The sequence below is a fragment of the Pectinatus sottacetonis genome, assembly GCF_015732155.1.
Lineage (GTDB): Bacteria > Bacillota > Negativicutes > Selenomonadales > Selenomonadaceae > Pectinatus > Pectinatus sottacetonis.
Genome location: NZ_WIQK01000001.1, coordinates 2189628 through 2204219, shown reverse-complemented (window position 1 = coordinate 2204219; position 14592 = coordinate 2189628). Strand labels below are relative to the sequence as shown.

Below are 14592 nucleotides of genomic sequence, written 5' to 3'. Positions count from 1 at the left end.
AATATAAACCATTATTATTCCCTGCACCATTGAAAAATTCTCACAGTAATGAGCCTGCCACAAGTTTTTATTTTAACCTATGTATCATCCTCCGGCGTTCAGTTGTTGATGCTTTACTCCTTTCCAATGAATTATTATAAGCTTTTTTATTTGCCTTCTTTGCATATCTTCCTATATTGATCAATATACCTATACTGACCATATTCAAAATAAGCGAAGTCCCTCCATAGCTTATAAAAGGCAGTGGCACACCGACAACAGGCAGTAATCCAACAACCATATACAAATTTGCCGCTGCTTGTCCTACAATCAGCAGCATTATACCACAAGCCAGCATTTTACCAAATCCATCATAGGCCCGCTTAGCTATTTTCCCGCAATAAACAGCCAATGCAGCATATAAAAAAAATACAAATAAAACTGCAATCAATCCATTTTCCTGGCTAAAAACTGCAAAGGCAAAATCTGTGTGTGCTTCTGGTAAGTAAGAGTATTTACTTATTCCCTTCCCCAGTCCCATCCCAAAAAGTCCGCCTGAACCTATTGCCGATAAAGACTGCACCGTCTGATAACCAAATCCCTGTGACTGTGACCACGGGTCATACCAACTTTTGATTCTATCTATACGATATGACTGAAATGTAATGAGCAGACCAAACAAAACCCCTACAACTAAAAGCGCATAGGATATCCATTTAGTTTTCATTCCGGCAATAAAATGCATCAATACAGGAATGCCGCCAATCAGAACAGCTGTACCCATATCAGGTTCAAATTCAACAGCCGCTGCCATCAGCAAAACTATTAGAAAAGTCCTATTAAATAAAGAAATAGTTCTATGTTTATCAATCTTCCCCCCTAAAAAAGAGGCCGTCATTATAATACAAACAATTTTAGCAATTTCTGATGGCTGAAACTGCATACTACCAAGCCCTACCCATCGTCTGGCACCATTTACACTAGTTCCCATAAATAAAACAAAAACAAGCGCTGCCAAAGTAAAAACCATTAAAACAGGAACAAATGTCCTTAGTTTATGATAATTAAAATTAGCAGCAACAATGAACAACAGCGCGCCCACACCTATACTGATCAAATGCCTAACCAGAAAAAAATATGGATTTTTGAATGTCATTTCTGCCGTTACGAAACTGGCACTGAAAACATTTACCATGCCTATGATAATAAGAATCATCATTATGACAAATATTGCTTCCATATCATTCATCCAAAAATGTTTTTTTGCCGACAGTTCATTTTTTTTAAGTTTTTTCAAGGAAATACAACCTCACAACGATTTATTTTCTCACCAAACGCACTAAATTTACGTTCATACTCAGTCATATAATCTTCCTGCAAAATATCGCCGCTATGTAAATCATAATTTATATTTTTCAAATTACAGCCCGCTTCTTTAAACTGTTCCAAGGAAAAATCAAATAGCGGTCTGTTATCCGTTTTAAAAAACAGCTCACCACCCGATACCAGCAAATCACTATATTTCTGCAAAAAACTTATATATGTCAATCTTCTTTTGGCATGCCGTTTTTTGGGCCACGGATCGCAAAAATTTATATAGAATCTCTGCACTTCATTACTATCAAGTAATTCCTCAATGTGATTTATGTCAAAAACAGCTAAACGAACATTGGTTAACTCAGCCTCATTGACTTTCTCTGCTGCATGATAAATAATATCCTGCTGTAATTCCAAACCCAGAAAATTAATCTCGGGATGGTTCTTTGCTGCCTGGCTGATAAAATCCCCCTTGCCTGTTCCCAGCTCCACATATAAGGGAGCTTCATTAGCAAAAATATTATGCCAATTTCCCTTTAAATCCACAGCATTAAAATTATCTTTAATAAAAACAAAATCTTTAAACTGAAAAATAGCGTCTTCTATCCATGGTTTCCTACGTAATCGCAAATTTTATCCTCCAGCTGAATATTATTTTTTTAATTTATATCAGGAATCTGCCAATTAATTGCCTTTTGACCATTATTTATCAAAAAATTATTTACTTTTGAAAAAGGCCTGCTGCCAAAAAAGCCATTAAACGCTGATAGCGGACTAGGATGCGCCGATTCTACAATAAAATGCCAGGGATTTGTAATCATTGCTTTTTTACGTCTGGCCGGTGCTCCCCATAAAATAAAAGCAACAGGTTTTTCCCGTTCATTTAAAAGCGAGATTACTTTATCAGTAAACCTTTCCCAACCAAGACCTTTATGCGAATTAGCCTGACGTTCGCGCACAGTCAATACTGTATTTAAGAGCAATACCCCTTGCTGTGCCCATGCTTTAAGACAGCCATTATTGGGAACCCTGCATCCCAGGTCATCATGTAATTCTTTAAATATATTAATAAGCGACGGCGGTGACTTTACTCCTGGCTTTACTGAAAAACTAAGTCCATGAGCCTGTCCCGGCCCGTGATATGGATCCTGCCCCAAAATTACCACCTTGCACTCATGGTAGCTTGTATAATGCAAAGCATTAAATATATCATACATACTCGGATATATTATTCTATTCTTATATTCCTCTTTCAAAAATTCACGTAATTTTAAATAATAGTCTTCCTTTAATTCCGCATTAAGGTACTGCGCCCAGTCATTCTTAAAAATTTCCATAAACCTAAACTATTCCTCTATTTTCAATAAACTTTGATTAAGCAGTTATATTAAGCCTGCCTTAATGAAACAATATAGTATATTATACAAAAAAATATACGCTGCCACAAGGCTGTTAATTTTCTCGGCAGATAATATTTATAGTTAATATTTTCCCCCAGTATATAGCAGTTTATTTTTAACTGTAAATATGTTATCATAGTATTATACTTATTATAAATCAAAATATAATACATTTTTATTATATGTTATTTTATCTTTGACAGTATTGACTTCACTGCTTATCATGACAATACTATACAAAATAACACAATTTCACTGTATATCAGCCAGTATATCATTAGTTTATTTATGAAATGAAAGGAAGCGTATATTATCCATGAATAGTTATAAGAAAATAAGAAAAATTGTCAATTTTACCGAAGAAGAAAAAAGAGATATGGCATTGAAACGCGTAACAACATTAAAAAAGAAAATAAAAAACTATATTGAGAAAAAAGCTTCTATAAAAACTGGTTTTGACATACAGGACGAATATTCTGCCAAAAAAAATCTTTTATTAAAATATTTTTCTGCTACTAACAAAGATTGGAATAACTGGCATTGGCAGCTTTCTCACAGAATAACAAATGTAAAAAATTTAAGGGCACTCAGCAGCTTTCCTGATACAGTGTTAAAAGAAATAGAAACAGTCCAAAGCACCTTCCGCTGGGCTGTTTCACCTCATTATCTTTCCCTCATCAATGAAAAAGACCCTATGGACCCTATAAAAATGCAAAGCATTCCTTCTATAAAAGAAACTGTCCACACCGGAGTAGCAGACCCAATGGCTGAAGAATTTACTTCTCCGGCTCCCTGTATCGTCAGGAGATACCCCGACAGACTAATAATCAATGTTACTAATCAATGCGCAATGTACTGCCGCCATTGCCAAAGGCGCAGAAATATTGGTGAAACCGATCATCAAGCTGCTAAAACAGACATCAATGCAGCACTTAATTATATCCGTGATAATAATGAAATACGTGACGTTCTTGTAACCGGTGGAGATGCCTTGCTGCTAAATGACAATATGCTCGATTGGATCTTAACTGAACTGGACAATATTCCCCATGTCGAAATTAAACGCATCGGTACACGTACACTTGTCACCCTGCCACAGCGAGTTACTGATGAATTGTGCTATATATTAAAAAAACATCCACCCGTCTATATCAACACCCAATTTAACCATCCCAGAGAAATTACCCCGGAAAGCAAAACAGCTTGTGACAAATTAGCCAGTGCCGGTGTTATTATGGGCAACCAATCCGTTTTATTAAAGGGTATAAACGATGATCCTGATATAATAAAAAAATTAAACCAGGAATTATTAAAAATCCGCATACGGCCCTATTATCTATTTCAGGCCAAGCCGGTAGAAGGCACCATGCATTTTGTGACCTCTATTGATAAAGGCCTGGAAATAATGAAAAATCTGCGTGGTTATACTTCCGGTATGGCAATTCCCTCTTACATTGTAAATGCTCCTAATGGTTACGGAAAAATTCCCCTTTTACCTGAATATATAATAGACAAACATAACAACAAACTACATCTGCGAACTTGGGAAGATCGCATCATAGAATATGAAACATAAATTTTACTGCTTTTTTAGTCCCACCCAGATACAAAAAGACCCAGACCATAATAATCATTATCATGGTCTGGGTCTTTTATAATTATATTACTTTATCATACAGCATTATATCCTAGTTCCAATGCCTTTATATTCTGGGCAACTGTATGTGCTGGCACACGCTGTTCTACTGATTTTTTAATGCTGTCAAATGAAACCAGCTCTGATAATTTTACCAATACACCTAATGCTACAATATTAGTAAACAATGTTTTCCCCACTTTTTCCGAAGCTATACGTGTTACCGGAACTTTAACTACATTAGGAAAATTCGGTACATTGGGTACTAAATCTTCATCAACTACGAGAAGCCCATTTGTCTTATCAAGATCCTTATAATACTTATCAGCCGCTTTCTGTGTAAGCGATAAAACAATATCAGGATTAATAATTTTAGGATGATATATTACTTCATCGGCAATAATAACTTCAGCCTTAGATGCCCCGCCACGTGCTTCCGGTCCATAAGACTGTGATTGTACAACCTGCCTGCCTTCATTCATCGCAGCTTCAGCAAAAATAATTGCCGCAGTAATAACTCCCTGTCCACCAGAACCTGATAACCGTAATTGTTTCATTATTTATTTCCCCCCTGCGCTGCTTTGATTACTTCATCATAAGCTTTCGTATATTCTACAAATTTATGCTTATAAAATAAACCTATAGGGAACTTATCAGTTTTCTTTTCTTCCGGCAGTTTATCCCATGCTGATTTCATCACTGCACTATCACGCATCCATTTCATCATATCAGCTGGATCGGGCAGCTTATTTTTACGACCATAAGCTGTTGGGCATTGCACAATTGCCTCAATAAAGGAAAAGCCCTCACAGCTTATTCCATCAGCTATCATGTCTGTCAAATGCTGCACATGAAACGCCGTACTGCGAGCAACATAAGCTGCTCCGGCTGCCTGAGCCAAATAACAGGCATTAAATGGACGATCTACACTACCGTAAGGTGCCGTAGTCGCTTTTTTATGCAGTGGTGTCATGGGCGAAGCTTGTCCTCCAGTCATTCCATAAATAGTATTATTGAAAAGAACAACTGTCAAATCAATATTTCTTCTTGCTCCGTGAATAAAATGATTTCCTCCAATCGCGGTACAATCACCATCACCGGTTATAACAATAACATTCAATTCCGGATTAGCCAATTTTATTCCCGTAGCAAAAGGGATTGCCCTGCCGTGCGCAGTATGCAGGGTATCAAAATCCATATAACCAGAGGCTCTTGATGAACAACCAATACCGGAAACTATAACTGTATTATCACGAGAAAGTTTTTCTTTTTCTACAGCCTGGACAATTGCCTTCATAACAATACCATTGCCGCAGCCCGGACACCATATATGGGGTAAACGATTCTGACGAAAATATTTTTCATATGTACGTTCCATCATTTCAAAATTCCCCCTTTAAACTCGTAATTGCCGTTAAAATTTCTGTCGGAGTAAAAATCTCTGTATTATATTTAGCAAGCAGTTTAATTGGGCATTTTCCCATAGCTGCTCTTTCAACTTCATATTTCAGCTGCCCATAATTCAATTCCGGAACTAATATCGCTTTTACTTTGTCAGCAGTTTTTCTGATTATTTTATCGGCAAACGGCCATATGGTCATCAGCCTTATCATACCTACTTTCAAGCCCTTTTCGCGAGCCTGCCTTACTGCTTCATAAGCTGTGCGCGCTACTCCGCCATATGATACTACAGCATATTCAGCATCATCCATAAAAAAGGCATCATAATGGGTAATTTCATCTTGTGCTATCGCAATTTTTTTATGCAGTCTGTCAATAAATTCTTCAGTAACTACAGGACTGCCCGAAGGAAATCCCGTATAATCATGGACAAGCCCTGTCACATGAATATGATACCCTGTACCAAAATCGGCTGGATTAGGCACCATATCAGCTTCAGGTTTATATGGTTCATATCCTTCAGCTCTTGTTTTAACAGGTTTACGGCGCGGATAAATATTTAGCTCAGCCGTCTCAGGCAGCTGTACATTTTCTCTTAAATGACCAATAATTTCATCCATGAGCAGAATTACCGGCGTACGAAACCGTTCTGCATAATTAACTGCCATGACAGCAGCATCAAATGTTTCTTTGACTGTCCATGGTGACAGCGCAATCATCGGATGATCACCATGTGTTCCCCAGCGCGCTTGCATGACATCCCCCTGCGACGGTGATGTTGGCTGCCCCGTTGACGGCCCCACTCTCTGCACATTGACTATTACTACTGGTATTTCTGCACATGCCGCGTAACCGATAAGTTCCTGCTTCAGCGAAAAACCGGGTCCAGAAGTTGCTGTTAAGACCTTTTTCCCTGCCAGAGAAGCTCCCAAAACTACTCCCATTCCGCCGATTTCATCTTCCATCTGAATAAAATGCCCCCCGACAGACGGCAAATCTCTTGCCATGGTTTCAGCTATTTCTGTTGACGGTGTTATCGGATAACCACCAAAAAATCTGACTCCAGCTGCTATCGCCCCTGCTGCACAGGCTTCATTGCCTTGAAGTAATCTCATTTTTTTCATGCACCCACCTTCTTATCAACAAAAATTGCATAATCAGGACAACGCAATTCGCATTGACCACAGGCAATGCATGCTTCAGGATTTACTACACTACAGTGTCCCAATGTATCGAGCTGCAATACTTTTTTAGGACAAAAAGCTACGCAAATTCCACATCCTTTACAGCGTTCTGACTTCAACAATATTTCCACATTCATAAAGTTTCCTCCCATTTGATTATCCGCTCATAAACCAGCCATTTATTTGATATATCCCTTAAATAGTATACAAAAGCCGTTTATCTTCGGATAAAACGCCTCATTTTCTAATAAAATATAAAAATTTTTTATAAATAAGGATCTAAACTATAAGTCATAATGTATATTATAGAGAATATTGTTCTTTTTGACAACACTATATAAACAAAAGTTATATTACTTTGTCATTTTTTTCGATAAATATTCATATTTTATTTATAATTATTCATGAACTATATTTTATTTTTTTTCCTATCCTCTTGCGGTTACCAGTTAATTTTGCTGTCAATCATCCTTACTATTATGCATAATATTACGTGATTGTCCACTGTCCATAGTAAATTTTACATCCGTATTTATTTCAAAAGTTCTTGGCCAAGGGAAAAATGCCTTTATTTTTATATTACGCAAATATATATTTTTTATTCCATATGCCGTTTTAAATTTTATTGGCTCACGAGAAGCCTCACAATAGGCAAATTTATCAATTTGTCTTTGCAACGATTTTTCTAACATATAATTTGCCCATAGATAGCTATTATCCATATCGAGATCGTTAACATTATTTATCCCTGCTTTGCGCAAAACTGTATTCACAGCATATAAAGTTCCTTTTAAATAAAAATAATCCTCAACAAAATGATCATACAATATTGTAAGATTATCATAAATTAATCGCAGTTTATCATTATCATTTAATGCATATTTCCCCATCATTGTATATAAACCAGCCTGTGCCACGGCTGTCCCTATTGAATTGCTGGCTGTATTCCAGCCCGAATATGCTATCAATTGATTAACCGGAACATCATTAGACAATAATATGGGAAAAACCGTCTCATCGGCTCGAAAATTTTTGCTCAAATCGACCAAAGCAACTTTTTTCCCTTCACTAAGCCATTTTTTTATACGCATAGCATCAAAATATCGTGTAGATAAATTTTTTTTTGTTCCAATATGAAGATACAATATAAAATCGGCATTTTCCGGCGAAGTGACTATAGTTCCTCCTGCCAATGATACTTTTTCCTCTACTATTTTTTTAACATCAGCCGCCATATAGGGTAATATTATATCTTCTGACTGTGGTGCATTATATGCCGCAAAAATACGCGGATGATAATTTTCTCTTCTTATTGTTTCTGCCATATTAAATAATAATGACATAGCTACTTCATCAGCACCATGTGTTATTATCACATTATTCTCTGTTCCAGTCTGTTTAATATATGTTTTCAATTTTCTTCTTTCTATATTGGGAATGCCATATTTTTCTCCATCATCCTGACCTATAACCAATTTAGTTATTATTCCCTGTTTTGCCAAATCAACCAGCCTTTTATTTAAAAGTAAATTTTTATTGTATAAGTCCACATACTGTGCCAAATATTTCTTAGAAATTTTACGTTGTAGCTTATCTAATTCATTAATGTCTTTTTTATTATGACTAAAGATTATTTTATCAGTCAAACGCGAATATTTAATAAGATTTTTTATATCATCCGCTGAATCGACACTATTTGGCGGCGTTATACGCGGTAATATGCTGAATACGTATACCGGCAGAGAAGGATTTTCCTGATGAACAGTATCGAGCGTATACCATAAAAACTGCTGATCGGTATTTTTGCCAAACGACCGCCGTGATGCCAGCAAGCCACCGTATAAAAGCTGATCTGCTGATACAATTATCCCGTTTGAAAAAGAAGCATTCTCTTTTAACCAATCACAAAGTGCTTTTGTATTGCCAGCTTTAGTATAATAATCCATAATTTGCTGCGGCGGTGTCTCTATTTTTATATCAGCCAGCCTTCCGGCATCAATGACAAATTTTCTACAAGGAGGCCGACCGTCTAACGGTATAAGTACTACATTTTTACTATATTTTTGTTCAGGTATTTTATATTTACCCTGTGTATCTGCAAAATATATATAGTGAAAAACTGCTGCAAAAGTGATTACAGCCAATACTAAAAATATACTTCGTTTATGCAATTTATTCATCCTTCTGTAATATTTTATCAGCAAATATTATGCCTATTGTTTATTCATAGTATAAAAAAGGATAAAATATGTCAAATAAGTTTCTTTTTGCCTTCGGTAAAATATAAGGTTTTAGTTTTTGTCTTTGTTTATTTTTGGTGATTTCTTGCATATTTATATATCTTTTGCTAAAATTAGCATAGATAAATCCATATTTGACAGGTGATATTCATGGAAAACAAATTAACAGTAGATATCTATGGTGAACAATATCCCATAAAAGGTGATGTTGATGTAGAATATATGAAACAGCTTGCTACTATAGTTGATACAAAAATGCGTGAATTAGTAAAAAAGAATCAATATCTTCCTATTCAGCGTATCGGCGTATTAACAGCCCTACATATTGCTGATGACTATTTTAAAATGAAAAAAGACTATGATGATCTAATAAAATTTTTAAACGATAAATAAATACAGCTTTTATCAATAGATAAGGCGGTATGGTTTTTCCATGCCGTTTATTTTTATTTCAGTAAATTCTCACAGTAGATTTATATATATTATGGAGGTTTTTTTTTGGTTGAATTACTTGCTCCGGCAGGAACATGGCAGTCTTTTAAAGCCGCTGTTGAAAGCGGTGCTGATGCCGTATATTTATCTGGCAAAAATTTTGGTGCCCGCGCTTTTGCCGATAACTTTGCTAATGATGACTTAAAACGGGCTGTTGATTATGCCCATCTACGCAACACGGCTGTACATGTAACAGTAAACATATTAATAGATAATAAAGAAATACAAAAACTTGCCGACTATTTATGTTATTTATATTCTATCGGCGTAGACGCTATAATAGTCCAGGATCTGGGTGTTGCTAAAATTGCCCAAACCGTCGTTCCTGATCTGCCAATGCACGCCAGCACACAAATGAGTGTAAATAATCTGGAAACCGTAAAAATGCTTGAGGAATTGAATTTTCGCCGGGTGGTCCTGGCTAGAGAAGTAACCTTAGCAGATATACAATTGATATGCGCCAATACAGCTATTGAAATAGAAACATTTATCCATGGTGCTATCTGTGTATGTTATTCCGGACAGTGCCTTATGAGCAGCATGATTGGTGGCAGAAGCGGCAACCGTGGTTGCTGTGCCCAGCCCTGCCGTCTTCCTTATACACTGGTAGACAAAGATGACAATGATTTATTACAATCAGCTGAAGCTGGACAATATTTATTGAGTCCACGCGACATGAGAACTATTGATATGATTCCCGACCTTATTAAAGCCGGTGTTAAATCGTTTAAAATAGAAGGCCGCATGAAAAAACCTGAATACGTAACTGTAGTGGTAAAAGCATATCGCAACAAAATAGATTCATTCTATAATAACAGCATATCCTACAACAAAGAAAAAACCGATAGGGAACTTGCCCAAATATTCAACAGAGATTTTACAACAGCTTATTTGAAAAATCGTCCAGGGAAAACTATGATAAGCGACAAAAAGCCTAATAATCGTGGTATGCTTATCGGCCGCGTTTATCAATATGACTACAGCAGCCATCTTGCCCAAATCAAGTTGTCAGATGACTTATCAATTGGTGATAAAATTGACTTATGGGTAAAAGTAGGCGGCAGAATAAACCAGAACATCACTTCTATGAAAATAGGAAAGACTGCTGTTGATACCGCACATAAAGGTGATATTGTAACCATTAAACTGCCTTCCCATGTACATGAACATGACCGTGTATTTAAAGTATTCGATATGACCCTGGCAGAAAAAACAAAACCTTTTTTCACTAGCAGTGATCCTGTCAGACGTATCCCCCTGAATATGAAACTTACTGCTCATATTGGCAGCCCTGTGAGGATAGATATTGTTGATACTGACAATATAACAGCTTCATTCACAGCAGAATTCATTGCTGAGGAAGCATTAAAACGACCGCTTAATTATGATACTATTCACAAACAAATGAGCCGACTGGGCAATACCATTTATTTTTTAGCTGAATTATCCTGCGATATTGATGACAATGTAATGGTTCCTATGAGCATATTAAATGAACTACGCCGCAATGTCATCAATAAAATAATCGAAAAACGGCAACAGCGTTTTCTCCGTCCAAAAATAACTGCACCTAACTGCAAGAAAAATTTTTTCGCCCATGAACAGCACCATACAGGCACTGTACCCCAATTATTTGTTTCAGTGGACACCATAGACAAATTGTCAGGAGCAGCCGCCCATTGCGATGGTATACTTTTGGGTGGTGACAGTTATACAGGGCGGCCGCTGACAAGTGACGATTACAGAGCTGCCAGCAGAATATGCCGCGATACTGATACTGCTTTATATCTCAACCTGCCCCGAATCCTAAGGCAGGATCAAATGGGCTATATTGATTCACTCATAACCCATATTGATATAGAAAATTTTTCTGGTATATACGTTAACACTTTAGGACAACTTAGAAAACTTCGCACTATTTTCGCTAAAATTAATAAATTTCTGCCAATCTGGACAGATTTTTCCATGAATGTTTTCAATAATGCTTCTATAGCTTTTCTTAAAGAACTAACTATCCAAGGAGTAACCTTATCCCCGGAATTAAATTTAGCACAAATAAAAAATATCTTGTCGTTTTCTACTTTACCTGCAGAAATTATTGTTCAAGGCAATATTGAATTAATGGTATCTGAATATTGTATTCCTGGCAGTTTTTTAGGCGGAGTAGACAGTGGAAGCTGCACCGCACCTTGCAAACGCAACAATTTCTATCTAAAAGACAGAAAGAATGAACATTTTCCTGTCATCAGTGATCAATTTTGCCATATGCATATTTTAAATGGCCGGGAGTTAGTTATGCTGGCTCATATACCAGATCTTTCTCATATAGGATTAAGCCGAATCCGTATTGATGGAAGATATATGAATATAAACAAATTAAAACAAACTGTAAAAATATATAAAGAAGTACTAAAAAAAGGTAAATATCACCCTATTTTTCAAAACAACTCTATAGAAACAATTGAGGGCAGCAATTTTACCCGCGGTCATTTTTTCCGCGGCATTATTCTCAATGACTGAAGGTGAACATATGGAACAAGCAACATTAAAAGTATTACAGTACAATAAAATACTTGAGCAATTATCACTCCATGCTAATACTCTGCAAGGGAAAAACCGCGTCAGTAAACTGACCCCGCTGGCTGATTTTGAAGATATATGTTCCAGTCTGCAGCAAACTCAGGAAGCATATAATATAATAACTGAATATCAAGCTCCTCCCTTTGGCGGAATTTTTGATATACAAAAAGATCTCCAGAAAGCCCATATGGGTATGATATTATCCCCCCAATCCTTAATGAATATAGCAAGTACTATGTATGGTATGCGAAACATTAAACATTTTTTTAAAGAATGTCCTGTTGCCTGTATTGACTTAAAAACCTGGGCTGTTTCCATCGAAATACTGGGACAACTCGAAAGAAATATCAATAATATTATTGATGAGCATGGCAGTATCAAGGACAACGCCAGCAATGATCTGGCCCGCATAAGAAATAATATAAAAATTTCACAGAGCCAGGTAAAATCAACAATCAATAACATTTTAAAAAATCCTGATATGCAGAAGTTTTTTCAGGAAAATATCATAACGATTCGTGATGACAGATATGTTATTCCCATTAAACAGGAATACCGCCAGTATTTTCCCGGCATAATACATGATCAATCGGCCAGCGGCTCCACTCTTTTCATTGAACCTATGACCATAGCAGCCTTAAACAATGATATAAGACGCTATAAATTGAATGAAAAAAAAGAAATTGAACGCATTTTAAAAGCTATTTCAGCAGAAATAGCAGAGAATGTCAGTACTTTACAACAAAACTGCGAGCATATTACTAATATGGATATCGCCTTTGCCAAAGCCGGATTAGGACGCAAAATGAATGCTTGCATGCCTATATTGAATGAAAGAGGCTATACTGAGCTGACAGCTGCCCGCCATCCCCTGATTGATCAAAAACAAGTTGTTCCCATTAATATAGTTTTGGGGAAAAATTACAGGACACTATTGATCACCGGCCCTAATACTGGAGGAAAAACCATCAGCTTGAAAACAATGGGACTGCTTGTCCTAATGGCTCAGTCAGGCCTTTTTATTCCTGCTGCCGATGGCTCACAACTAGGATTTTATCGGAATATATTTGCTGATATAGGTGATGAACAAAGCATTGAGCAGAGTTTAAGCACATTTTCTGCCCATATGACACATATAATAAATATTCTACAGACTGCTGATTCAGATGACTTAGTGCTGCTGGATGAACTTGGCTCGGGTACTGATCCAGAAGAAGGGGCTTCTTTAGCTATGGCTGTTTTAGAAAAACTCATGGATATCAATGTATCCGTTATCGCCACAACACATTACAACGAACTAAAAACTTTCGCATACAGCCATGATAATATAGAAAATGCCAGTGTTGAATTTGACATAAAAACACTACAGCCAACTTATCGACTTCTCATCGGTATTCCCGGTGCCAGCAACGCCTTTGCTATAAGTCGCCGGCTCGGACTAGATGATTCCATAATTTTTCGGGCAAAACAACTGATAAAAGCTGACCACAACAATTTTGAAAATATATTAAATACCCTGGAAACAGAAAAGCTGTTATATGAACAAAAAAATTCTGCCATGGCAGAAAAAGAACGCTATATAACTCATCTGGAAAGACGGTTGAATGAACAAAAACAGGAACTGGCCCATAAAAAGAATCTAGCAATAAAAAACACTAAAAAAGAATGTGCAGCAGTTATTCGTGATACCCGCCGCCAATCAGAAATGATTATCAAAGAACTAAAACTACAATTTAATGATACTGGAAAAAAGAATCGACAGAATGCTATTGATGCTGCTCGACAAAAATTACAAATGCAAGCAGACAAATTTAATGATATAACTAATAATCAGCAACTAAAGGGAACTGCCGTTGATCTTCAAACAATAGCTCCTGGAGATATCGTCTTTCTAAAAACATTACAGCAGCAGGCTACTGTCCACGAAATAAAAAACAACAAATTAGTATTATTACTTGGAGGTTTAAAAACAACCGTTGATATTTCTAAATGCAGTTTTATAAGTCATAGCAAAGAGGGCAAGTGTCCCACTGTAATTACGACAGCTAAAAAAACATTTTCCCAATTGGCTAAGACCAGCCATATAAAACGTCAAATTGATATTCGCGGCATGATGGTTTCCGATGCTGCAGAACTGCTCGATAAATACATTGATGATGCTCTTCTTGCCGGTTTAAAGCAAATTATCATTATCCATGGCAAAGGTACCGGTGCATTACGCAAGGGCATCCATGAATATTTAAAAAACCATCGCAATGTTCTGGATTTTTCTCTTGCCGACATAAATGAAGGTGGCAGCGGTGCTACAGTAGTTCAACTAAGATAATATTCTACTGATAAAACGTATAACACAAATTCTATCA

12 protein-coding genes are annotated in these 14592 nt (G+C 36.5%); 4 read left to right on the top strand and 8 right to left on the bottom strand.

Annotated elements, in window-relative coordinates; genetic code table 11:
- Positions 1-67: 67 nt before the first annotated feature.
- From I6760_RS10360 to I6760_RS10350, 3 genes are read right to left on the bottom strand one after another with little or no spacing between them, the layout of a single operon-like run.
- The gene (locus I6760_RS10360) at positions 68-1276 is read right to left on the bottom strand and encodes an FtsW/RodA/SpoVE family cell cycle protein (RefSeq protein WP_231036242.1); all 1209 of its coding nucleotides are present in this window, start codon (positions 1274-1276) and stop codon (positions 68-70) included.
- On the bottom strand, positions 1273-1926 hold the full coding sequence (trmB, locus tag I6760_RS10355; protein ID WP_196594350.1) for a tRNA (guanosine(46)-N7)-methyltransferase TrmB: 654 nt from the start codon (positions 1924-1926) through the stop codon (positions 1273-1275). The genes I6760_RS10360 and trmB overlap by 4 nt, the downstream gene beginning before the upstream one ends.
- Positions 1927-1955: 29 nt before the next feature.
- A complete protein-coding gene (locus I6760_RS10350; protein ID WP_196594349.1) occupies positions 1956-2633 on the bottom strand; it encodes a uracil-DNA glycosylase in 678 nt (225 codons plus the stop codon).
- A gap of 379 nt (positions 2634-3012) precedes the next feature.
- On the opposite strand from I6760_RS10350, the gene eam reads away from it, so the two are divergent.
- A complete protein-coding gene (gene eam, locus I6760_RS10345) occupies positions 3013-4272 on the top strand; it encodes a glutamate 2,3-aminomutase (RefSeq protein ID WP_196594348.1) in 1260 nt (419 codons plus the stop codon).
- Between the two features lie 95 nt (positions 4273-4367).
- Here eam and I6760_RS10340 read toward each other — a convergent pair whose 3' ends face one another.
- From I6760_RS10340 to I6760_RS10320, 5 genes are all read right to left on the bottom strand, one after another.
- Positions 4368-4892 carry a 2-oxoacid:acceptor oxidoreductase family protein gene (locus tag I6760_RS10340; RefSeq protein WP_196594857.1) on the bottom strand — a complete coding sequence of 175 codons (525 nt, stop codon included), beginning with the start codon at positions 4890-4892 and terminating at the stop codon, positions 4368-4370.
- The gene (locus tag I6760_RS10335; RefSeq protein ID WP_196594347.1) at positions 4889-5713 is read right to left on the bottom strand and encodes a thiamine pyrophosphate-dependent enzyme; all 825 of its coding nucleotides are present in this window, start codon (positions 5711-5713) and stop codon (positions 4889-4891) included. The genes I6760_RS10340 and I6760_RS10335 overlap by 4 nt, the downstream gene beginning before the upstream one ends.
- Position 5714: 1 nt before the next feature.
- On the bottom strand, positions 5715-6857 hold the full coding sequence (locus I6760_RS10330) for a 2-oxoacid:acceptor oxidoreductase subunit alpha (RefSeq protein ID WP_196594346.1): 1143 nt from the start codon (positions 6855-6857) through the stop codon (positions 5715-5717).
- Positions 6854-7054, bottom strand: coding sequence for a 4Fe-4S binding protein (locus tag I6760_RS10325; RefSeq protein WP_196594345.1), 201 nt, complete (start codon positions 7052-7054; stop codon positions 6854-6856). The genes I6760_RS10330 and I6760_RS10325 overlap by 4 nt, the downstream gene beginning before the upstream one ends.
- A gap of 324 nt (positions 7055-7378) precedes the next feature.
- The gene (locus I6760_RS10320; RefSeq protein WP_231036240.1) at positions 7379-9097 is read right to left on the bottom strand and encodes a DUF4127 family protein; all 1719 of its coding nucleotides are present in this window, start codon (positions 9095-9097) and stop codon (positions 7379-7381) included.
- 210 nt (positions 9098-9307) lie between these two features.
- Here I6760_RS10320 and I6760_RS10315 point away from each other — a divergent pair, with 210 nt between their 5' ends.
- The 3 genes from I6760_RS10315 to I6760_RS10305 all read left to right on the top strand — a co-directional run bounded on the left by I6760_RS10315 (position 9308) and on the right by I6760_RS10305 (position 14555).
- Positions 9308-9550 (top strand): cell division protein ZapA, encoded by a 243-nt coding sequence (locus I6760_RS10315; RefSeq protein ID WP_196594343.1) that lies wholly within the window; start codon positions 9308-9310, stop codon positions 9548-9550.
- Between the two features lie 105 nt (positions 9551-9655).
- Complete coding sequence (locus I6760_RS10310; RefSeq protein ID WP_196594342.1) at positions 9656-12169, top strand: DUF3656 domain-containing U32 family peptidase; 2514 nt, start codon at positions 9656-9658, stop codon at positions 12167-12169.
- A gap of 10 nt (positions 12170-12179) precedes the next feature.
- Entirely contained in the window at positions 12180-14555 is a 2376-nt protein-coding gene (locus I6760_RS10305) for an endonuclease MutS2 (protein WP_196594341.1), read from the top strand.
- The last annotated feature ends 37 nt before the right edge of the window (positions 14556-14592 follow it).